Source organism: Kineococcus gypseus (assembly GCF_050871305.1).
Classification (GTDB): domain Bacteria; phylum Actinomycetota; class Actinomycetes; order Actinomycetales; family Kineococcaceae; genus Kineococcus; species Kineococcus gypseus.
In genome coordinates this window covers 1-20,867 of record NZ_JBJLRD010000024.1, presented here as the reverse complement: position 1 = coordinate 20,867, position 20,867 = coordinate 1, and the positions used below count along the sequence as shown (strand labels likewise).

Here is a 20,867-nt window from a genome sequence, read left to right as displayed (position 1 = left end):
TGCTCGTCAGACCACGCAACGCACGATCCGGGGGGACCACCGGTGCAGATCGACAACGCACGAGAGCTCAAGGCGCAGCTGCTGGCCCGCGCCGTCGCGGTGTCCCCGCTGGCCGCCGCCCCCGCCGGGGTCGCCAGCGTCGGCATCAGCGTCCTGGGCGGCGGCGAGCGCGGCTCGCGCTACGGGCTGGCCGTGCGCCACTCCGGCGAGCGCGGCGACGCCCTGCTCGGGCAGGCCCGCGAGCTGGCCGGCACGGCCGCCGCCGCCGAGATCGACGTGCGCGACGTGGGGCGCATCAGGGCCCTCAGCGCTCCGGCCGCCGACCGCACCTGGAGCGCGGCCGAGCTGCGCCGGCGGGTGCGCCCGCTGCACCCGGGGCTGTCGATCGCGCACCGCGACGTCACCGCCGGCACCCTGGGCGCCTTCGTGACCGTCACCGGCTCGGACGGTGTCTACGCGCTGTCCAACAACCACGTGCTGGCCGACTCCGACCAGGCCGCCCTGGACGACCCGGTCCTGCAGCCCGGCCCCGCCGACGGCGGCCGCGCCGGCGACCGGGTGGGGCGCCTGGCGCGCGCGGTGCCGCTGGACGCCGGCGGCGGCAACGCCGTCGACGCCGCGCTGGCGCTGCTGGAGGACGTCGCCGGCCCCGACGGGCCCGGCTACCGCCCGCTGTACCCGGTGGGCCGCCTGGCCGGGTGGGCCGAGGCCGACGACGAGGTGGAGGTGGAGAAGGTCGGGCGCACCACGGGGCTGACCCGCGGGCGCGTCAGCGCCATCGAGCTGGACGACGTGGCCGTGGAGTACCCCGTGGGCGTGGTGCGCTTCGACGGGCAGTTCGAGGTCACCGGCGCCGGCGGCGCCTTCTCCGCCGGCGGCGACTCCGGCTCGCTGGTGTACCGCCCCGACACCCGCGAGGCCGTCGGGCTGCTCTTCGCCGGCAGCGAGCGCGGCGGCGCGGACGGCACCGGCCTGACGTTCTGCAACCCCATCGGCCTTGTGCTCGACGCCCTCGGTGCGACACTGGTCGTGTGAGCCCAGGTGACACCTCAGGTGTGGCCCCCTCTTCCCGGGGCGGCGTCGGTGCCGCGCGCGCCGCGAAGGCGCACGTGCGTCAGCTCGTCGGCGGCGACTCGCGCGTGAACGGCATCGGCCTGACGAAGTGGCAGCACTCGTGGGCGGTGAAGGTCAACGTCCTCGACGACGCCGACCCGCCCGAGCTGCCCGAGACGGTCGACGGCGTGCCGGTGCTGGTGCGCGGCATCGGCGCGATCACCCCGCACGGCGGCTGAGCAGCCGCTCCAGCACCTGCGCCACGCCGTCCTCGTCGCAGGCGGGCGCCACGCCGTCGGCGGCGGCCACCGCGTCCGGGTGCCCGTCGGCCACCGCGTAGGAGCGCCCCGCCCAGCGCAGCATCTCCAGGTCGTTGGGCATGTCCCCGAAGGCCACCACGCCCTCCGGGCCGGTGCCGCGCTCGCGCGCGACCTCCGCCAGCGTGCCCGCCTTGCTCACGCCCAGCGCCATGATCTCCACGAGGGAGTCCACGGCGTTGGAGTGCGTGGCCCCCACCAGGTCGCCCACGGCCCCGCGCACCACCGCGAGCATCTCGTCGCTGCCCACGCCCGGGCACTTGGCCAGCACCTTCACCACCGGCGGGGTCGAGGCCAGCAGCTCGTCGAGGTCGCCCACGCGCTGCTCCAGGCCGGTGTCGAAGCGCGTGGCGTAGGCCTGCTCGCGCTGGAAGCCGCTCAGGGCCTCCAGCGCGAACCCGACGCCCGGCAGCAGCGGGCGCAGCCGGTGCGCCACCTCGCGCACCACGTCCGGGTCGATGCCGTGCCGGCGCACCACCTCGCCGCTGTCCAGGTCGTAGACGACGGCGCCGTTGGCGCACACCACCCGCCCGCCCAGGCCCGCCTGCGCGGCCAGCGACGTCACCCAGCGCGGCGGGCGCCCCGTCACCGGCACCACCGGGATGCCCACCGCCGCGCAGGCGGCGAAGGCGTCCAGGGTGCGCTGCGACAGGGGCCGCTCGCGCGGCACCACCGTGCCGTCGAGGTCGGTGGCGACCAGGCGCCAGGAGCGCGCGAAGGCCGCCTCCGCCGCGTCGTCGACGGGGGTGGGCGGCGCCTCGGTGCTCACCGCCCCATCGTGCCAGCCGCGGCGCGCCCGGCGCCCCGGTGGCCGGGGCCACCCGCAGGTGCTTGGCTCGACCCCCACCGCGGCGATCGCCGCCGGTGACGCTCGCCCCCGCAGGAGGAAGCCCATGGACGTCGGACCCCTGGTCGTGCGCTCGGTGGTGGGTGGCCTGTTCGTCGGCCACGGCACCCAGAAGCTCTTCGGCTGGTTCGGAGGCCCCGGCCGCGCCGGCACCGAGGCGATGATGGACGCGCTGCAGATGCGCCCGGTGAAGACGCAGGCCCTGGTGGCCGGGCTCGGCGAGGCCGTCGGGGGGGCGCTGCTGGCCGCCGGGCTGGCCACGCCGCTGGCCTCCTCGATGATCACCGCGTCGATGGCCACCGCCATCCGCAAGGTGCACCTGCCCAACGGGCCGTGGGTCTCCAACGGCGGCTGGGAGTACAACGCGGTGCTCATCGCGGCCGTGCTGAGCGTGGCCGAGACCGGTCCCGGGGCGCTGTCCCTGGACCGCGCGCTGGGCATCGAGCGCCGCGGCGCCGGCTGGGCGCTGGCCGCCGGCGCCGTGGGCGCCGGCGCGGCCGTGCTGGCCATGACCCTCGGCGCCCGCGGCGAGGGCGCGCCCGCCGCGCAGGGCGGCGCGGCGGGCGGGGACGACGCGGCGGCCGGCGAGGCCGTCGAGGCCGCGCAGGGCGACACCGCCGGGGACCCCACCACCAGCGGCGCCTGAGGCCACGCGGCCCGTGCGCCGGCCCCGCCGGCGCACGGGCCGGCGCACGGGTGGCTCGCGGGCCGGCGCAGGGGTGGGGGGGACGTCAGCCCGGCACGACGGTGACGGGGCAGCGCACCCCCGGAGCCCTGCTGATCCGGGCGTCCGCCGTCAGCAGGGCGCAGTCCAGCGCCTCGGCCAGCGCGACGCACGTGGCGTCGTACGCGGTGAGGTCCTCCCGCAGTTCCCACACCCGGTCGAGCAGCGCCGGTGCCGGGTGGCGGCTGACGCCCAGGTGTCGCCACACGTCGAGGGCCGTCCACCCCTGCGCCGAGGTGATCCCACCCGCGGCGACCTGCCGGCGCAGCACGCTCGCCACTTCGTGGTCGACGAGGTGCGGCACGTGCAGCACCTCCCCGGACAGCACCCGGCGGGCGGGACCGGCGGTCAGCAGCGCTGCGACGGCCGCCGAGGCGTCGACCACGATCACCGCTCGCGCCGCTCCTCGTCGAGGTCGGCGAGCACGGAGGCGACGGGGACGGCGAGGTCCGGCAGCCGACCCAGCAGCGCGGGGTTGTCCACGCGCCGGGACGCCTCGGTCAGCTCCCGCACGGCCACGGCTCCGACCGAGGTGGCGTCGCGCGCAGCGAGGCGCTGCAGGCGCTCGACCACCTCGTCGGGGACGTTGCGCAGGTACAGGGTCTTCATGTCGCACGATGCCAGCAACGGCGTCGCACCCCGCCGAGCGGGTGCGGGTGGCCCGCCTCCGCTCAGGCGGCCGCCGGCGCGCCCGGGCGCGCGCGCGTGGCCACCAGCAGCGAGCAGCAGGCCGCCAGCGCCGCGGCCGTCATCACCGACGCCATGGCGCGCTCGTCGCCGCCCAGCGCGCCGGCCACGGTGCCCACCGCGCCGGCGAGGCCGAACTGCGTGGCCGTGACCAGGGCGGCGGCCGAGCCGGCGGTGCTGCCGTGCTCGGCGAGCGCGCAGGTCACCGCGTTCGGCGAGATCAGGCCGCCGCTGGCCAGCAGGAACCACAGGGGCACCAGCAGCCCGACCAGCCCCCCGGCCCCGGTGAGCACCACGGCGAGCAGGACGAGCGCGAGCGCCGCGCTCAGCGGCACGCCCACGCGCAGCAGCGCCAGCGGCGAGGAGCGCGAGACGAGGGCGGCGTTGAGCTGGGTGCCGCCGACGAGCGCGACGCCGTTGAGGGCGAACAGCAGGCCGAACTGCCCGGTGGACAGCCCGTGCACCTCCTGGAAGACGAACGGCGAGACGGAGACGTAGCAGAGGATCACCGACATGGCCAGGCCCGGCAGCAGCGCGAAGCCGGTGAAGCGGCGGTCGCGCAGCAGCCGCGCGTACGTGCGCAGCGCCTGCACGAGCGTGTCGCGCGCCCCCGCCCCGGGCCGGTCGGCGCCGGCGTCCGGGCGCGTCTCCGGCAGCCGCCGGCGCACCGCCACGACCAGCGCCACGCCGGCCGCGGCCAGCACGACGAACACCGCCCGCCAGCCGGCCACCCCGGCCAGCGCCCCGCCCAGGGTCGGCGCGAACAGCGGCGCCACGCCGATCACCAGCACCAGCCGCGACATCAGCCGCGCGGCCGCCGAGCCGGTGAACAGGTCGCGCACCACCGCCATGCCGGTGACCGCGCCCGCCGAGACGCCCAGGCCCTGCAGGAGGCGCAGCCCCACCAGCACCGGCAGGCTCGGCGCCACCGCGCACAGCAGCGAGGCGAGCACGAAGACGCCGAAGCCGACCAGCACGGGGGTCTTGCGGCCGTAGCGGTCGCTGAGCGGGCCGACGACGAGCTGGCCCAGCGCCATGCCCACGAGCACCACGGTGATCGTCAGCTGGGCACCGGAGGCGCTCGAGCCCAGGTCGGAGGCCACCCGCGGCAGCGAGGGCAGGTACAGGTCGGTGTTGATCGCGCCCAGCGCCGCCATGGAGCCCAGCAGCAGCACCAGGCCGGCCGTGCCGGGCGGGCGCGGGCGCCGGCCGGTCAGCGCCTCGGGCGCCGCCGGTCCCGCGGCGGAGGGGGCCACGTCCGCGGTGGCGGCGTCGGCGACCGCGGTGGCCGGCTCGGGCACCTCGTCCGCCGGCCGCCGCGGCGGGTCGGCGGCGCGCCGCGGTGGGTCGGCGGCGCGCCGCGGCGGGTCGGGGGCGCGCCGCGGGCGGCCGGGGCGCGCTGCGCGACCGGGGGCGGGGGTGGCGGGGTGACGGGGTGGCGGGCTGCCGGGCACGGGTTCTCCGGGGCGAGGGGGGCCGGTGGCGCGCCGGGGCCCGCAGCGTCTCCACGCCGGCCCGCGCGCCGCGCCGACCGTTGCCCCGACGTACGTCAGGTGCCCCCGAACCGGTTCGGTCAAACGTCCCCGCCCGCCGGGACGGGCTCGGGCGGCGCCCAGGCGCACCGACCGCGGCAGGACCTGCGAGCTCGGCACCCGCGACCGCGTGGTGGTCACCGGCACGCTGGTCGACCGTGCAGCGGACGGAGCACCGCCTCCACCCGGGGCGAGGACACCTCCTCGGCGGTGCGGACGCGGCCACCTGGCTGCCACCCGACCGACGGCCACAGCCGGACCTGCGTCGCTCGGCGGGTCGCGATCGAGGTGGCGCGGGGGTTGCGGGTCACCACCGCCGATCGCGACGCCACCGCCCGCGTGCCGGCCCCGTGCCCCGAGCAGCTCCTGCCCACCACCTCGACCGGCGCCGCACCCGGCACCCCAGCCGGTGCCGCGGCCGGCGCTGCGGCGCTCACGCCCGCAGCGCCCACGCTCGTGGCGCCCACGGGCGCAGCACGAGCCGCGCCACCCGCAGGACCACCCCACCGGTCCACGCCGGGCGGTCCGGCCACGGCCGTGAGCTCGACCGCGACGGGGACGGCACCGGCTGCGGGTGGGCCCAGCTCTCCACCTGGCCCCCTGCTGCACGACGCACCGGGGAGGGCACCTGCGCCGGTTCCGCCCGCTGAGCGCCGTCGCCACGTCGCCAGGACCCACCGTCCAGCACGAGAGCCGTCGCAGCACCGGAGGCGGCCGGTGGTGGGGTCCGGGAACGTGCGGCAGGTCGATCGGTCCCCGTGGGTCGACGGAGCGCGCCGGGCCGTCGACCGGTGGATCACGAGGACCCGCCGGCTCGTCGCACGGCTCCACCCGGTACTCGCAGCAGCACCTGGCGCAGCGCCAGGACTTCGACGGGATCGCTCGACGACCGCCGGCATCGCCTACCCAGCGGTGAGCAGAGGTCGGCTCTGCACCTGCACCCGCCACCACGGCGTCTCGATGAAGCCACGTTTCAGGAACACGAGTTCCATCGACGCCGACCAGCCGTTCACACCCTCCATGTGCGACAGCGGCCCGGTGAGGAATCCGTGCAGGTCGCGACCGTTCGGCATGATGAGCTCGCACAACAGCGAGTTCGTGTCCAGCATGAGAGCCAGGTAGCGCACGAACGGGAACGCGGACAGCTTCGCGGCGACGGCTTCCAGGTGGCTGGGCACGACCGTGATCTGGACCAGCGTCTCCGCCCCCATGCCCAGGGCCGCCGACTGCACCAGCGTGAGGACGTCGAGACACCCGTTGCTGCGCAGCCGGTCGTAACGCCGACGGACGCTGGACTCGTTGAGACCCAAGTTGTCGGCGATGCGCTGGAAAGCTTCCCGCCCGTCGGCCTGCAGGCTGGCGACGATCTGACGGTCGACGTCGTCGAGGTGTTGAGGTGAGCACTCCTCCGGTTCGTCGAAGGCCGAGGAGAGGTGCCCGGTCGTGGGCTCCTCGCCGAACAGCTGACGACCCCAGTCGAAGCTCACCTTGTACACGTGCAACGTGTAGTCGCTGCGCCAGCGCCTGACGCCGGGTAGGCTCTGCAGGTGCTGCAGCAGCTTGGGGTAGGTCGAGGCGTTCCCGCGCAGGATGATCTCCGCGACGATGTCGTACTCCCCGGCCACGACGGCGCAGAAGCGCACGTCAGGGCTGGCCGCGAGCTTCTCAGCCACCGCCATCGACTCCCCCGGAACGCAGTTGATGCGCGCCCAGAAGGCTGAGTAGGCGCCGCCGGCCGCCAGCGCCGGCACGACGGCGACCTTGACCACGCCGTCGGTGAGCAGTTGCTGGCCGCGGCGGGTGACGGTCGCCGTGGAACTGCCCACCTTCTCCGCGATCGTGCGCCAGCTCGCGCGGCCGTTGGGTTGCAGAGCGACCACGATGCGCTTGTCGAGCTCGCTGAGCCCGTCCTGGAGGTTGTTCACAACACCTGGTGCAGGAAGGAGCGCACGACAGCTGTCCACTCCTCGGCCTGCTCCACCTGCGGGGAGTGACCCGACTTCTCGAAGACTTCGAGGCGGGCGTCGGGGATCAGTGAGGCGATCCTCTCGCTGCACTCGACAGGGGTGATCCAGTCGGTTCGCCCGACGGTGACGAGGGTGGGCGCGCTGATGGAGGGCAGCAGGGCGGAGATGTCGTAGGTCGGCATGTTCACGCTGAAGGCGTAGTTGTGGGCTCGGTAGCGGTAGGGCGTCGCCGCGACCTTGCGTTCGACGACGGCTGGGTCGTAGACGTGGTCGTAGAGCGGCAAGATCTCCCGCCAGCACTCGCGCAGGTCGTCGTCGTCGCGGACGCGGCCCTGGTCGATCCGGTCGAACTTCTCCATGTCGATCTTCACGCGGTCGTTGGTGAGGGCGTTCTGACGAGCTCGGCCCATGTTGGAGGAGTCCGCCGACGTGTCGCGCAGCACGAGAGCGAGTACCCGTTCAGGGTGGCGGATCGCGTACTCCATGGCCATGAAGCCACCGTAGGACCCTCCAGCCATGACGATGCGGTCGGCCCCGACCCACTGACGCAGACCGTCGATGTCGGCGGCCCACTGCTCGTGGCTGAAGACGCCGGATCCTTCGCTCTCCCCGCTGCCGCGCGCGTCGAACACGACGACTCGGTACTCGTCGGCGAGACGACCGAAGCTGGCTCGCGGTTCGGCGCGCGAGCCCAGGCCGGGTGCACCGTGGTGGGCGATGACGACGGGCGCGTCGGGAGGTCCGAGGACATCGACGGCGAGCTCGTTGCCGTTGATGCGGACGCGCTGCGTCGTGCTCTGGCTGGTCGCGCCCTGCGTCGTCTGGCTCCGGGTCATGGGGGTGCCTCTCAGAGGGGGACGAGGCAGTCGTCGAGACTGCGGGGGAACGTGGTCAGCGGTTCGGACCCCGTCGCGGTGACCAGCACGCTGTCGCTGATGCGGTAGCCGGCATGGCCGGGCACGTAGATGCCGGGTTCGTTGGAGACGATCATGCCGGGTCGCAGGACGGTGTCGTCGCCGTCTTCCAGCCAGGGCGGCTCGTGCATCCCCAGCCCGATGCCGTGGCCCTGTCGGTGGCGCAGGTGGCGCCCGAGGCCGGCGTCGCGGAGCACGTCCAGGCACCGGGCGTTGGAGTCCGCGCAACGGACGCCGGGGGCGATGGCGCGTGATCCCTCGGCTTGCGCGTCGCGCACGGCGTCGTGGTAGCGACGCTGCTGCGCAGTGGGTGCACCGAGGACGAAGGTGCGCTCCCCCTCGACGAAGCGGCCGCCGACCGCGCAGCCGAGGGAGAGCACGAAGGTGTCTCCCGGTCGCAGCCGCCGCCCCGAGGGCAGGCCGTGCGGGCGCACGGAGTTCTCGCCGGCGTAGACCAGGCCGCCGGCGAGGGGGGACACGACGACCACGTCGGCGTGGTGGGCGTACATCTCCTGGACCCCGACCGCCCCCACGTGCCGGGCCAGGTCGGCCTCGGACGGGAGCGTCCCGCCGGCGGCGCCGTCGGCCACCAGGTCGACGCCGGCGCGCAGCATCACGTCGGTGATGCGCGCTGCCTCGCGGTGCAGGACGACCTCTTCGGGTTCCTTCACCGCGCGGACCCCGACCAGCAGGTCGCTGGGCACCCACTCCCGCCCCCCTGAGCCTGCGCGCAGCATCGCGAGCCGGTGCTGCGTGATCTGCGTCGTGACCGCCAGTCGCCCGTCGGGTGCGGTGGCGAACAGTGCGGCGAAGGGGTTGACCACGCCGGGGTACTCGGGGTAGGAGACCAGCCGGGCCCGTACGTCCTGGTCCAGGGCGTGATCGACCTCCAGCTCGGGGACGAGGAGGGTCACGTCACCCTCGAGGGTGAGGAGGGCAGCCACGGGTCGCTCGCTGGGGTGGTGGAAGAAGCCGGTGAGGTGCGCGACGTCGTCGGGGTCGTCGCTCAGCAGCCCGTCGAACCCGTCGGCGCTCATGCGCCGGCGCACGCGGGTCAGGATGCGGTCGAAGACGTCGTGGCTCAACCGCGGCTCGAAGGGCGGGGTGAGGACGGGACCCGTGCCCGAAGTGGAGGCCGAGGGGGTGTCGGGGGTGCTGGTCATGCCGTACCCCCGGTGCGCGGGTTGCGCGCGTCGTTGTAGGCGATGGAGACGAGGGTGGCGGAGAGCACCAGGGCCAGGATGGCCAGCGAGGGGAACAGCGTCAGCCACCAGGCGCTGACCATGGCTCCTGCCGACTGCGCCTCGTAGAGGATGCGTCCCCACGACCAGGACGTGGGATCGCCCAGGCCGAGGAAGGCGAGGCCGGCCGCGGAGAGCACTGCGCGGGACGCGGTGACGACGACGGAGACGACGATGACCGGGGTGACCGCCGGCACGACGTGACGGGCGATGATCCACGCGTGGTTGCGGGTCATGAGTCGAGCTGCGTCGACGTAGGGCAGGCCGACGATCGTGAGGGCCTGGGAGCGGACGAGGCGGGTGACCTCCGGCCACGAGAAGGCGGCGACGACCACGATGAGCGTGGTCGTGCTCGGGCCGGCGAGGGCCGCGACGAGGATCATCAGCGGAAGGACGGGCAGGGACAGCGTCAGGTCGACGACGATGCTGACGATGGCGTCGAGCCAGGGCACGTAGGCCCCGACGACTGCGACGAGGGTGCCGATGGCGATGGCGATGGCGGATGCCGCGAGGGCGACCGCGACCGAGGAGCGGGTGCCCCAGACGACCTCGGCGAACACGTCGCGGCCCAGGGCGTCGGTACCGAGCCAGAACCGTCCGCTCGGGGCGTCCAGCACGGTGGTGCCGTAGCTGGCGGGGGCGGTGACGAGCCAGGGGCCCACCACCGCCACGAGCAGCAGCAGGCCGAGGACGGCGAGCCCGAGCACCCCCAGTGGTTGACGGCGGAAGGCACGCCAGGTGGAGGTCGAGGTGCGCTTGGCGTCGGGGAGGACCTCGGCACCGGGCAGGACGGCGCTCACGATGCCCTCACCCGCGGGTCCAGCCAGCCGTAGACGAGGTCGGTGAGGGTGTTGGCGAGCACGACCGTGACGGCGAGCATCAGGAACGCACCTTGCAGGACGGGGAAGTCCAGTTGGGTCACCGCCTCGTAGATGCCCCGGCCGACGCCGGGGTAGGCGAACACGGTCTCGGTGAGGACGGCGCCGCCGACGAGGAAGCCCAGCTGCAGGCCGATGAGGGTGGTCGCCGGCAGCAAGGCGTTCCGCAGGGCGTGCTTCCACAGGATGCGCCGCTCGGAGAGCCCGTTGGCGCGGGCCAGCACGACGTAGTCGTCGGCGAGGGCGTCGACGAGGGTGGCGCGCAGGGTGAGCACGTAGGAGCCGAGCTGCACGAGGGTCAGGGAGATGCCGGGGAGCAGCAGGTGGTGCAGCACCGAGAGGTACCACTGCCCGCCGTAGACGCCCTGGGAGTACGCGCCGCCGATCGGGGCCCAGCCCAGCTTGAGCCCGAGGACGAAGAGCAGCAGGACGCCGATGCTGGGCACGAACAGCGATTGGCCCGTGACGCCGAGGACCTGGACGGCCTTGTCGAGGAACGCTCCTCGCCGAGACGCGGCCAGCACCCCCAGCGGAACGCCCAGCAGGACGGTGGAGGTGAGCGCGACGACCGTGAGCAGCAGCGTCCAGGGCAGGCGACCCAGCAGGACGTCGAGGACGGGCACCGACTGGGTGAACGACACCCCCAGATCGCCCTGCAGCAGCTGTCCGAGGTAGAGGACGTACTGCTCGATCAGCGGCCGGTCCAGGCCGTACTGGGTGAGCAGCAACGCCCTGGCCTCCTCCGTCTGCGTGGGACTCGACACCGCCAGGGCGGGGTCGCCCGGCAGCAGTCGCAGCAGCAGGAAGGTCACGGTGACTGCGAACCAGATGGTGAGGAGTCCCCGGCCCAGCCGGCGCAGCACGAAGGAGGCGGTGGACACGGTCTCCTCAGCTCGCCGACTTCGACGCCGAGGCGATCGAGACGGGGTTGACGATGGAGAGCAGCTCGCTGGGACGGGCGGTGAAGCCGGACCAGGCGTCGCTGTGGCCGAAGAAGAGGTTCTGCGTGTACATGATGTTGTCGTAGACCTGGTCGTGAACGATGCGCGCGGCGTCCCGGAAGATCTCGACCTTGGCCTGCAGGTCGGTCGTCGCAGCTCCTTCAGCGATGAGGTCGTTCAGTTGCGGGTCATCGCAGTAGGTGTAGTTGATGGCTCCGCCGGGCAGGTAGGACAAGGAGAAGTTCAGCACCGGGTCGTCCATGATGGCGAAGTTGCCGGCGTAGATGTCGTAGTCCCCGTCGTTGGTCAAGGCGAGGTAGGTGTTGCGTTCGGAGCCCTGCAACTCGATGGTGATGCCCGCCTGGGCCGAGGAGTCCTTGACCATCTGCGCCCACTGCGAGGTGACGGAGTCCTGCAGGGAGTAGATGAGGCGGAAGGACACGTTGAACATGCCGTCGCCGTCCTCGGTGTACCCGGCCTGGCGCATGAGGTCGCGTGCCGCGTCGGGGTCGAACTCGTACTCGGTGATGGAATCGTCGTGGTACTGCGTCAGAGCGGGGAAGAGGGGGCTCGAGCCGGTGGAGACGGCTTGCCCCGACAAGGCGACCTGCCGGATGGCGTCGTAGTCGCTGGACTGCGCCAGGGCGCGACGGACCTCGACCTTGGCCAGGTCGGGGTTCTGCATGTTGTAGACCATGTGCGCGTAACCCAGTCCGGCCGCCTCGGCCACGTCGATGCCCTCGACGGAGCGCAGCGGTTCGACCTGCGCCGGGGGGAGCGCGTTCGCGATGACGTCGACCTCCCCGCTGCGCAGCGCCAGGATCTCGGTGTTGACGTCGGGGAAGACGCGGTAGACGACCTTCGCCGGGATGGGTGTCCCCCCTTCGACCAGGGGGTACCTGTCGACGCGCTCGAAGGAGTAGCTCTGACCCACCTGCACCTCGGTCAGCAGGTACGGTCCGGCGCTGACCCAACCCCCGGCGCCGCCGTCGTTGGCGAACTCCGCGATCGAACCCGCGGGTTCGAAGACGTGCTGGGGGACGATGCAGCCCCAGAACCCGATCTCGTCGACGAGGGAGGAGTCCGGGGTCCGCATGGAGAACTCGACCCGGCTGGGCGAGATCGCTCGGGCTTCGACGAAGTTGGCGAGCTGACCGTAGAACGTGCCTGACGGGGCGTCCCGCTTGACGGCGTTGAGCGTCCACGCGACGTCTTCTGCGGTCAAGGGCTCACCGTCGCTCCAAGCCATGTCGTCACGGATGTCGTAGAAGCCCGTGGTTTCGTCGACGTAACCCCACTCGGTCGCGACCTCGGCCTCCTTGCTGCCGTCGTCGGCGATGGTGAGCAGCCGCGGGTACATCAGACCGGTCATCCACTGGTCGGAGCGGCTGTTGCCGATGACGGGGTTGAAGTTCACGACATCCGTCGTCGTCGCCAGCGTCAAGGTGTCAGTCCCGGCCGTGGGAGCACCTGAGGAGTCCCCGGCGGGTTCCTCCGGGGCCGAGGGCGCGCACGCCGCCAGCGCCCAGGCGGAGGCCACGGTCGAGGCGCCACCGAGGAGGAGGAGCCTTCGGGTGGGAGCCATCAGACCCAGACCTCCTTCAGGACTCGCAGGGTGTTGCCCCCCACGACCTTGCGGATCTCGTCGTCGGAGTACCCGTGCTGAACCAGCCAGCCGATGATGTTGGTGAAGCACTCGGCTGGGTTCTCCAGACCGTCGACGTAAGGGACCTTCTCGTACTGCACGCCGGCGTGGGCTTGTCCCAGGGACAGGTTGGCGGCGAAGGCGTCGTGCAGCCCGACGTGGTCGCCGAAGAGCGTGTCGGGACCGAAGGTCACGTGGTCGATGCCGACGAGCTCGACGCAGTAGGTGAAGTGGTCCATGACCGACTCCAGGCTGTGCCGGGGATGATCCGGCGACAGCGTGGTGTGCGGCGCGGCCTCCACGCCGATGACCCCACCCTTCTCGGCGCAGGCCCTGATGGTGGCATCGGTCTTCATGCGGTTGGTCGGCCAGACGGTGCGAGCACCGGCGTGGGTGATGAGCACCGGCTTGTCGGACACCTCGATCGTGTCCAGGCACGTCTGGTCGCCGGAGTGGGAGATGTCGATGGCGATGCCGAGCTTGTTCATGCGCTTGACGGCGCGCTCGCCGAAGTAGGTGAGGCCCCCGTCGCCGCGCTCCTTCAGCCCACTGCCGAGGGTGTTGGCCTCGGAGTAGGCGATGCCCATCTGACGCACGCCGAAGCCGTACAGGACGTCGAGCCGGTCGACCTCGTTCTCGATCATGGTCGAGGCTTCCAGGGCGAAGACGTGGGCGATGCGGCCGCTCTCGTGGGCGTGCTCGATGTCCGCGATGCTCTCGCCCTTGACGACGAAGTCCTGGTGCGCGATGTCCGCCATCCGGACGCCGAGGTCGAAGAGCACGTCCTGGTACTTCCAGCCGGCGTCGCTGGAGATGCAGCAGGTGCCGTCCATGCCGTTGTCGAAGACGGCCGTCAGGCCCGAGCGCGAGAGCCCCTCGTAGGCGGTGGGTTCGCGGCCCTGGCGGATGTGCTCGCGCAGCTGCCCCATGTCCTCGGGGAAGACCTGCACGTGTTCGTGCAGGGAGATGACCACCTCTTCGGTGAGCAGGCGTCGGGTGCGTTCAGCCTGCTCGGCGCTGAGGTCGAGACCGGCGTACTCGGGCACACGTCCGATCTGCTCGGCGTAGTCGAAGGCGCGGTAGTCCACCCCCTTCTCGAGGTAGTCGTAGGCGGTGTAACCGGTGTACCGCTTGGCGGGTTCCAGCACGGGCCCTCCTGGGTCGGCCGTCCGTCGAGGGCGGCGTTCGATGCGCAACGATGTGTTGCATCCGGTGCAGGAGTCAAGAGTGCTGATGAATCCCGGCGAAGAGTTGACCTGAGTGAAACATTCCGGCAGCCGGCGGGGGTGCATGATGAGGCCGTGACCACACGGCCCGCACATGAGCCCGTGCTGCACGCACGCGGCCTCACGGTGACCTTCCCCGCCCCGAGCGGCACGTCCACCCCCACCTCGGACCCCGCCTCGGACCCCGTCTTCGTGGCCGCCTCCAGGGTCGACCTCGAGGTGAGACCCGGCGAGCTGCACGCCCTGCTGGGGGAGTCCGGCTCGGGCAAGACCGTGACCGCCCGCGCAGTCATGGGCGTGGTCGATCCCGCCGCCACCGTCACCGCGGAGGAGCTGCGCCTGTCGGGGGAGGACCTGCTCGCCATGAGCAGCGAGCAGCGCCGTGCCGTTCGCGGTGAGCGGATGAGCATGGTGCTGCAGGACGCGCTGTCCTCCCTGAACCCCGTGCTGAGCATCGGCGACCAGCTCGGGGAGGTCCTGCGGGTGCACCGCGCCTGGCCACGACAGCGCGTGACGGAGCGGGCCGCGGAGCTGCTCGACCTCGTCGGCATCGCCAACCCCCGTCAGCGCCTGGAGGACTACCCCCACCAGTTCTCCGGGGGCATGCGTCAACGCATCCTCATCGCGATGGCCGTCTCGCTCGAGCCGGAACTGCTCATCGCGGACGAGCCCACGACAGCCCTCGACGTCACGGTGCAGGCCCAGATCCTGCGCCTGCTGCACGACCTGCGTCAGACCTTCGACATGGGCGTGCTCCTCATCACTCACGACATCGGTGTCGTCACCGAGGTGGCCGACCGCGTGACCGTCATGCGCCACGGCCTCGTCGTCGAGACCGGTGACGCGGATCAGGTGCTCACCTCACCACGAGCGTCGTACTCCAGAGAGCTGCTGGGCGCCGTCCCCGTCCCCCGACCCGCGCGCGTCCTGGCTCCGTCCGGCTCCCGCTCCCCCGACGTCGTGCTGTCGGCCACCGGCATGGTCCGGACCTTCCGCGGTGGTCCGCGCTGGAACCGGCGCACGGTCCGGGCCGTCGACGACGTGAGCATCGACCTGCGCCACGGCGAGACGCTCGGCGTGGTCGGGGAGTCCGGATCCGGCAAGTCCACGCTGGCTCGGATGATCGTCGGTCTCGAAGCCGCCGACGAGGGCACCGTCCTCTACGGGGGCCGCGACGTCACCCGCCGCAGAGGTCGCCGCCCCGGCGCACAGCGCGGGGTGCAGATGGTGTTCCAGGACCCGTACTCCTCCCTGGACCCTCGCATGCGCGTGCGCGACGTCATCGCCGAACCCATGGTGACCGCCCGGCACGGATCACGGGACGGTCGACGGGATCGTGTCGCCGAGCTCCTCGACCTCGTGGGCATGGCGCCGGAGGTCATGGACCGCTACCCGCACCAGTTCTCCGGCGGGCAGCGTCAACGCATCGGCATCGCCCGCTCCCTGGCCCTGGACCCGCAGGTCCTGGTGTGCGACGAGCCCGTCTCCGCCTTGGACGTCACCATCCAGGCGCAGGTCACCGACCTGCTCGTCGCCATCCAGGAGCGTCTCGGCGTCGCGGTCCTGTTCATCTCCCACGACCTCTCAGTGGTGCGCAACCTGGCACACCGCGTCCTCGTCATGCACCACGGAGTCGCCGTGGAGGTCGGAGACACCGAACAGGTCTTCGAAGCGCCTCGGCAGGCCTACACCCGCCGGCTGCTCGACTCCATCCCCCCGGCCTCGCGAGCAGAGCGCGGCAAACTGGTGGCAGCGACCTGATCCTCCCCCTGCTCGCGACGGCGTGGAGCAGCCCGTGCAGCGCGCTGAGCACCATCGCGCCGAGCCGGCGGGCCAGGCGCACCGAAGGGCGAGCTGAGAACGGACGAGCTGAGACCGACGTACCGCCGGAGGACGACCGGGGGACGACCGGGGGACGACCGGGGGACGACGTCGTGGATCAGCGGTACGGACGGACAGCGACCGTGCTGATCCACCGGCTGGCGGGACCGCTCGGTGACGTGCCTCACCGACCGGCAGAGCGGTGACGTGCTCGCTGGTCGAGTCGTGCACCTGCACCCGTCGGTGAGCTGGCCGCTGCAGCGGTCACCGGTCCCTCCTGCGCGCACCTGCCGCGAAGGCCAAGCGCGGCGCTTCCTCGACGGTCTTCCACGGTGGGTGACGGGGTTTCGTGGAGATCGAGCAGGTCGGTGACTCGCTGCCGACGGAGCACTGCCCCTCACGCGGAGGGCGCCCGCCCGAACCGCCGCAGGCGCGGCGATCGTCGAGCCGGCCGGCGCGTTCGGAGATCGTCGCGGCGACGGCTCGCGCGGCGAGCGGGCGCCGATCGGCGCGTGGAGCGGGGCGCCCGTCGCGTGAGCCGCCGGGCGGGGCTCAGAGCCAGGTGGGGCGCGGCCCGGTGCCCGTGCGGTAGCGGCCGGCCTGCTCCCACGGCTCGCGGCCGGTCACGGCGGCCAGCGCGCGCAGCTGCCCGCGGGTGAGCGCCAGGCGCAGCCGGGCGCGCGGGCCGCGCTCGGCCCGGCCCGGGGCGCCGGCCAGCGGGGCGACCACGGGCGACAGGAGCAGGTCCGCGGCGCCGGCCAGGCCCGCGTAGAACGGCGCCTCCGCGCGCGTGAGCCCCGGTGGGGAGAGCAGGAAGCCGCGCAGCTCGCCGGGCACGGGTTCGAGCACCGGCGCGAACGCCGCCAGCGCCTCGGCCAGCTCCGCCTCGCTGCCCGGCAGGTCCTGCGCCCCCAGCGCGCGGGCGGTGCGGGCCCACTCGCGCACGTAGTCGTCGGCCCAGCGGGGGCCGAAGCGCGGGGCGAGGTCCTCGCCGAGCTCGCGGTGGGCGGCGAGGAACGCGTCGGTGAAGGCCAGGTGCACCCAGCGCAGCAGGTCCGGGTCGCCGGCGGAGTAGGCGCGCCCGTCGGCGGTGGTGCCGCGCACGCGCCGGTGCATCCCGCGCACGCGCGCGCAGTCGCGCTCGGCGAGGCGCCCGGAGCCGAAGGTGCACACCGCCAGCCAGCGCGCGGTGCCGGCCAGGCGCGCCCACGGGTCCTGCCGGTAGTCGGAGTGGCCCTGCACCCCGGCCAGCGCCAGGGGGTGCGCGGCCTGGCCCAGCAGCGCGACCAGCCCGCCGACGAGGGTGCTCAGCCCGCCGTGCACCGCCCACACCACCCCGTCCGGGTCGAACCAGCCGTCGCGGTCGTCGTCGAGGGCGATGTCGCGCACCCACGGCGGCGCGCCGGTGGGGTCGCCGGCGACGCGGGCGCGGAAGGTGCGCCGCACCCGCTCCAGCGGGCCGGGCGGCGGGGCGGCGGAGGCGTCGGGGGCGGCGGGGGCGGGCACGCGGTGAGCCTCGCCCGCGCCCCGCTCCCCCGCCACCCGGTCCCGCGCGTCCTGGGCGTACTGCGCGTCCCGGGCGTCCCGGGCGTCCCGGGCGTCCCGGGCGTCCCGGGCGCGGGGCGCCCGGGAAGTCGGGCGCGGCGGCCCTGCCGCCCGGGACGGCGGGCGCGGCAGGTTCTCCCCCGGCTCCACCGCGGAGCCGCGCGGGGCGCCCGGCGCCCCGCCCACCGACCGACAGGAGCAGCACGTGTCCGTCCTCACCAGTCCCCCGCAGAGCGCGCGCAGCGGCGCGCCGGCCCGCCCCGGCCGCGGCTGGGCCGCCGCCGGCGCGGTCGCCGCCGTCCTCGGCGGCCTGAGCACCGGCGTGGTCAGCAGCCACCTGAACGCCGTGTACGAGGTCTCCCCGCGCGGCGCGGAGGCCACCGTGGCCGCGATGGCCGACGAGCGCGCCTGGGTGCTGGCCCACCACGTCACCAACCTGCCCGCCGCGCTGCTGCTGCTCGTCGCCGCCGCCGGCCTGCACCGCCGCCTGGCCGGGCGCCTGGCGCGCGGCAGCCTGCTGCCGGCCGTGGCCGCCGGCGGCCTGGGCCTGGTCTCCGTCGCCGGGCTGATGGGCACCGGCCTGACCACGGAGCTGTACTTCGGCCTGGGTGACCCCTCGCTCGCGGTGCCCGAGGCGCTGGTGCTCATGGGTCACTGGACCGGCACCGTCGCGTGGCTGTGGGTGGGTGCGGGCGTGACGGGCCTGTGCGTGGCGCTGGCCGCGCTGCGCCACCGCGCGGCGCCGGCGTGGCTGGGCGTGGCCAGCCTCCTCCTGGGCGGGCTGACGCTGCTGGTGGGCGTCTCGCCGTTCCAGTACCTGGCCGGCATGACCGGCCCGGTGTGGCTGCTGGTGGTCAGCCTCGGCTTCTGGCTCGGCGACCGCCGCGCCGGCCGGCTGGAGCCCCGGCCGGAAATCCCCGCCTGAGCGGGCGCGGGAGCCCTACCGTCCACCCCGTGGGGACGAGCGCGCGGGTGCCGGCACGCCGGGGGGCGGGGCACCGGGGGGTGCGGGGACCGGCCGCCGTGGAGGGGACGGCGGCCGGGCGACCCCGCGCGGCGCTGGCCGTGGCGACGGCCGCGTGGCTGCCGGCGCTGCTGGCGGTCGTCGCGGTCGCGGCCGCGCGCCCGCCGCTGGGGCCGGAGGCGCTCTACCTGCTCGTCGACGTCACCGTCGCGCTCGTGCACGGCACCGTCGGGGGCGTGGTGCTGGCCCGCCGGCGCCACCCGGTGCCGTGGCTGCTGGCGCTGACCGCCGTGGGCGGCGGGCTGGCCGCCCTCGGCGGGGCCGCGGGGGTGCTGGCCGGGCGGGGCGGGCCGGCGGCGGCGCTGGAGCCGCTGGTGGTGCTCAACGCCGTCGCGTGGGTGCCCGGCACGCTGGCGCTGTTCACCGTCGTGCCGTGGCTGGTGCGCGAGGACCGCCCCGGCGCGGCGTGGGCGGGCGCGGCGGCGGGCGCCGCCGTGGCCGTGGGCGCGACCGCCGCGCAGGTCGCCGGCACGGGCGACCCGCGGCCGTGGGCGGTGCCGGCCGTGCTGGTCGGGGCCGCGGCCACCGCCGACGCCGTGCGCCGCTGGCGCACCGGGGCGCCCGCCGGGCGCATCGGCCTGGGCTGGCTGGCCCTGGGCACCGCCCTGATGACCGCCTCGTTCGCCCCGTTCGCCGTGCCGGCGCTGATGGGCGTGCTGCCGGCGTGGTCCACCCCGGCCCTGCACCTGGCCGTGCAGGCCGTCTTCCCCGCCGCCGTGCTGGCGGTGGTGCTGCGCCAGCGGCTGTGGGGCATCGACCTGGCCGTCAGCCGCGCCGTGACCGCCGGGGTGCTCACCGCCGTGCTGTTCGCGCTGTACCTGGTGGTGACCGCGGCGGTGACCGCGGTGCTGCCGGCCTCGGGGGTGGCGCAGGTGGTGGCCGCGGCCGCCGTGGCCGTGGCCGTGCAGCCCTCGCGGCTGTGGGTGCAGCGCCGGGTGGCGCGCCTGGTGCACGGCGACGCGCTCGACCCCGGGCGCGCCGCCCAGCGCCTGGGCGCCCAGCTCGGGCGCGCGGCCACCGGCGGGGAGCTGCTGCAGGGGCTGGTGGACCGCGTCGGCACCGGGCTGCGGCTGGAGTCGGTGGTGCTGCTCGACGACGACGGGCGCCTGCGCGCCGCCCGCGGCACCGCCACCGGCCCGGGCACGGCCGTGCCGCTGACCCACCGCGGGCAGCGGCTGGGCGAGCTCGTCGTCACCGCCCCGCCCGGCGAGGCGCTGGACGCGCGCGCCGGCCGGGCCCTGGAGGAGCTGTCGGGGGTGGTCGCCGCCGGCCTGGCGCTGGTGCGCGCCTCGGAGGACCTCGAGCGCGCCCGCGACCGGGTCACCTCCGCGCGCCTGGCCGAGCGGCGGCTGCTGCGCCGGGAGGTCCACGACGGCCTCGGCCCGGCGCTGGCGGGGCTGAGCATGGGCCTGCAGGGCGCGCGCAACCTCGTGGGCACCGACCCGGCCGCGGCCGTGGACCTGCTGGACGCGCTGTCGCAGGAGGTGCGCGGGCGGGTGGACGACGTGCGCCAGCTCTCCCGGGCGCTGCTGCCGCCGGCCCTGGAGGACCTGGGCCTGGGTCCGGCGCTGGAGGAGCTGGCCGCCCGGCACCGCGCCGGCGGGCTGGAGGTGCGGGTGCGCTGCGCCGACGCGTGCGGCCTGCCCGTCGAGCTCGTCGCGGCCGCGTACGGCGTGGTGGCCGAGGCGCTGACCAACGCCGCGCGGCACGCCGGGGCCACCCGGGTGGACGTGGACGTGGCCGTGCGCGGGGCCGAGCTGGTCGTGGAGGTCGTCGACGACGGCGCGGGCGTGCCCGCCGGCGCCGTCGAGGGCGTGGGCAGCCGCTCGATGCGCGAGCGCGCCGAGGAGCAGGGCGGGGCCTGGCAGCGCGTGCCCGCCGACGGCGGGGGCACCGCGGTACGCGCGCGCATGCCGCTGCGCGCGGGCACCGGCACCCGCGCCGGCGCGGGCGTGGAGGGGGTGGCGTCGCGGTGATCCGGGTCGTGGTGGTGGACGACCACCCGCTGTTCCGCACGGGGGTGGCGGCGATGCTGGGCTCGCTGGGGGACGTGGAGGTGGCCGGGCAGGCCGCCGACGCCGCCGCCGCGCGCGCCGCGGTCACCGGCGACGTCGACGTGGCCCTGGTGGACCTGCACCTGGGCGCGGACTGCGGCGTGGAGCTGACCCGCGAGCTGGTGCGCCGCCTGCCGGGGCTGGGGGTGCTGGTGGTGACGATGCTGGAGGACGACGAGTCGGTGGTGGCGGCCGTGCGCGCCGGCGCGCGCGGCTACCTGCTGAAGTCGGCCACGCCCGAGCAGCTCGAGCGCGGGGTGCGGGCGGTGGCCGCCGGGGAGGTGCTGCTGGGCCCGGAGGTGGCCGCGCGGGCGGTGGCGCAGCTGGCGGGGGGGGGGGGGGGGGGGGGGGGGGGGGGGGGGGGGGGGGGGGGGGGGGGGGGCGGGGGGGCGGCGGCCCGGCCGCCGCGGGCGCGTCCGCTCCCGCAGAACCAGACCACTACACCAAAGAC

At 74.7% G+C, this 20,867-nt stretch carries 19 protein-coding genes; 7 read left to right on the top strand and 12 right to left on the bottom strand.

Annotation, left to right across the window (positions count from 1 at the left end):
- Nucleotides 1-42 precede the first annotated feature (42 nt).
- Nucleotides 43-1,035, top strand: coding sequence for a chymotrypsin family serine protease (locus ACRYMN_RS10995; RefSeq protein ID WP_432494915.1), 993 nt, complete (start codon nucleotides 43-45; stop codon nucleotides 1,033-1,035).
- Between the two features lie 20 nt (nucleotides 1,036-1,055).
- Complete coding sequence (locus ACRYMN_RS10990; protein WP_432494913.1) at nucleotides 1,056-1,292, top strand: hypothetical protein; 237 nt, start codon at nucleotides 1,056-1,058, stop codon at nucleotides 1,290-1,292.
- On the opposite strand, the gene ACRYMN_RS10985 is transcribed toward ACRYMN_RS10990, so the two are convergent.
- The gene (locus tag ACRYMN_RS10985) at nucleotides 1,273-2,139 is read right to left on the bottom strand and encodes an HAD family hydrolase (protein ID WP_432494911.1); all 867 of its coding nucleotides are present in this window, start codon (nucleotides 2,137-2,139) and stop codon (nucleotides 1,273-1,275) included. The two genes, ACRYMN_RS10990 and ACRYMN_RS10985, sit on opposite strands and share 20 nt — an antisense overlap.
- 124 nt (nucleotides 2,140-2,263) lie before the next feature.
- Here ACRYMN_RS10985 and ACRYMN_RS10980 point away from each other — a divergent pair, with 124 nt between their 5' ends.
- The gene (locus tag ACRYMN_RS10980) at nucleotides 2,264-2,863 is read left to right on the top strand and encodes a DoxX family protein (RefSeq protein WP_432494909.1); all 600 of its coding nucleotides are present in this window, start codon (nucleotides 2,264-2,266) and stop codon (nucleotides 2,861-2,863) included.
- An 85-nt stretch (nucleotides 2,864-2,948) separates the two neighbouring features.
- Here the strand turns inward: ACRYMN_RS10980 and ACRYMN_RS10975 are convergent, their stop codons facing one another.
- The 10 genes from ACRYMN_RS10975 to ACRYMN_RS10930 form a co-directional block, all read right to left on the bottom strand.
- On the bottom strand, nucleotides 2,949-3,332 hold the full coding sequence (locus ACRYMN_RS10975; protein WP_432494907.1) for a type II toxin-antitoxin system VapC family toxin: 384 nt from the start codon (nucleotides 3,330-3,332) through the stop codon (nucleotides 2,949-2,951).
- Nucleotides 3,329-3,550 (bottom strand): antitoxin, encoded by a 222-nt coding sequence (locus ACRYMN_RS10970; RefSeq protein ID WP_432494905.1) that lies wholly within the window; start codon nucleotides 3,548-3,550, stop codon nucleotides 3,329-3,331. Before ACRYMN_RS10970 ends, ACRYMN_RS10975 begins: the two co-directional genes overlap by 4 nt.
- A 62-nt stretch (nucleotides 3,551-3,612) precedes the next feature.
- The gene (locus ACRYMN_RS10965) at nucleotides 3,613-4,929 is read right to left on the bottom strand and encodes a multidrug effflux MFS transporter (RefSeq protein WP_432494903.1); all 1,317 of its coding nucleotides are present in this window, start codon (nucleotides 4,927-4,929) and stop codon (nucleotides 3,613-3,615) included.
- 1,133 nt (nucleotides 4,930-6,062) lie between these two features.
- Nucleotides 6,063-7,085: an Lrp/AsnC family transcriptional regulator gene (locus ACRYMN_RS10960; protein ID WP_432494901.1), complete on the bottom strand. Its 1,023-nt coding sequence runs from the start codon at nucleotides 7,083-7,085 to the stop codon at nucleotides 6,063-6,065.
- On the bottom strand, nucleotides 7,082-7,963 hold the full coding sequence (locus ACRYMN_RS10955) for an alpha/beta fold hydrolase (protein ID WP_432494899.1): 882 nt from the start codon (nucleotides 7,961-7,963) through the stop codon (nucleotides 7,082-7,084). Before ACRYMN_RS10955 ends, ACRYMN_RS10960 begins: the two co-directional genes overlap by 4 nt.
- A gap of 11 nt (nucleotides 7,964-7,974) precedes the next feature.
- Complete coding sequence (locus ACRYMN_RS10950) at nucleotides 7,975-9,204, bottom strand: M24 family metallopeptidase (RefSeq protein ID WP_432494897.1); 1,230 nt, start codon at nucleotides 9,202-9,204, stop codon at nucleotides 7,975-7,977.
- Nucleotides 9,201-10,082 (bottom strand): ABC transporter permease, encoded by an 882-nt coding sequence (locus ACRYMN_RS10945; RefSeq protein WP_432494895.1) that lies wholly within the window; start codon nucleotides 10,080-10,082, stop codon nucleotides 9,201-9,203. The genes ACRYMN_RS10950 and ACRYMN_RS10945 overlap by 4 nt, the downstream gene beginning before the upstream one ends.
- The gene (locus ACRYMN_RS10940) at nucleotides 10,079-11,041 is read right to left on the bottom strand and encodes an ABC transporter permease (protein WP_432494893.1); all 963 of its coding nucleotides are present in this window, start codon (nucleotides 11,039-11,041) and stop codon (nucleotides 10,079-10,081) included. The genes ACRYMN_RS10945 and ACRYMN_RS10940 overlap by 4 nt, the downstream gene beginning before the upstream one ends.
- A gap of 7 nt (nucleotides 11,042-11,048) precedes the next feature.
- Nucleotides 11,049-12,686: an ABC transporter substrate-binding protein gene (locus ACRYMN_RS10935; protein ID WP_432494891.1), complete on the bottom strand. Its 1,638-nt coding sequence runs from the start codon at nucleotides 12,684-12,686 to the stop codon at nucleotides 11,049-11,051.
- The gene (locus ACRYMN_RS10930) at nucleotides 12,686-13,894 is read right to left on the bottom strand and encodes a dipeptidase (RefSeq protein WP_432494889.1); all 1,209 of its coding nucleotides are present in this window, start codon (nucleotides 13,892-13,894) and stop codon (nucleotides 12,686-12,688) included. Before ACRYMN_RS10930 ends, ACRYMN_RS10935 begins: the two co-directional genes overlap by 1 nt.
- Before the next feature lie 180 nt (nucleotides 13,895-14,074).
- Between ACRYMN_RS10930 and ACRYMN_RS10925 the strand changes: the two genes are divergently transcribed.
- The gene (locus tag ACRYMN_RS10925) at nucleotides 14,075-15,733 is read left to right on the top strand and encodes a dipeptide ABC transporter ATP-binding protein (protein ID WP_432494887.1); all 1,659 of its coding nucleotides are present in this window, start codon (nucleotides 14,075-14,077) and stop codon (nucleotides 15,731-15,733) included.
- 612 nt (nucleotides 15,734-16,345) lie between these two features.
- Here the strand turns inward: ACRYMN_RS10925 and ACRYMN_RS10920 are convergent.
- The gene (locus ACRYMN_RS10920) at nucleotides 16,346-17,299 is read right to left on the bottom strand and encodes an oxygenase MpaB family protein (protein WP_432494885.1); all 954 of its coding nucleotides are present in this window, start codon (nucleotides 17,297-17,299) and stop codon (nucleotides 16,346-16,348) included.
- A 244-nt stretch (nucleotides 17,300-17,543) separates the two neighbouring features.
- On the opposite strand from ACRYMN_RS10920, the gene ACRYMN_RS10915 reads away from it, so the two are divergent.
- The 3 genes from ACRYMN_RS10915 to ACRYMN_RS10905 form a co-directional block, all read left to right on the top strand.
- Complete coding sequence (locus ACRYMN_RS10915) at nucleotides 17,544-18,263, top strand: hypothetical protein (protein WP_432494883.1); 720 nt, start codon at nucleotides 17,544-17,546, stop codon at nucleotides 18,261-18,263.
- A gap of 98 nt (nucleotides 18,264-18,361) precedes the next feature.
- A complete protein-coding gene (locus ACRYMN_RS10910; protein ID WP_432494881.1) occupies nucleotides 18,362-20,338 on the top strand; it encodes a histidine kinase in 1,977 nt (658 codons plus the stop codon).
- The coding region (locus tag ACRYMN_RS10905; RefSeq protein ID WP_432494879.1) for a response regulator at nucleotides 20,335-20,867 on the top strand (533 nt) is incomplete at its 3' end. The genes ACRYMN_RS10910 and ACRYMN_RS10905, both read left to right, overlap by 4 nt.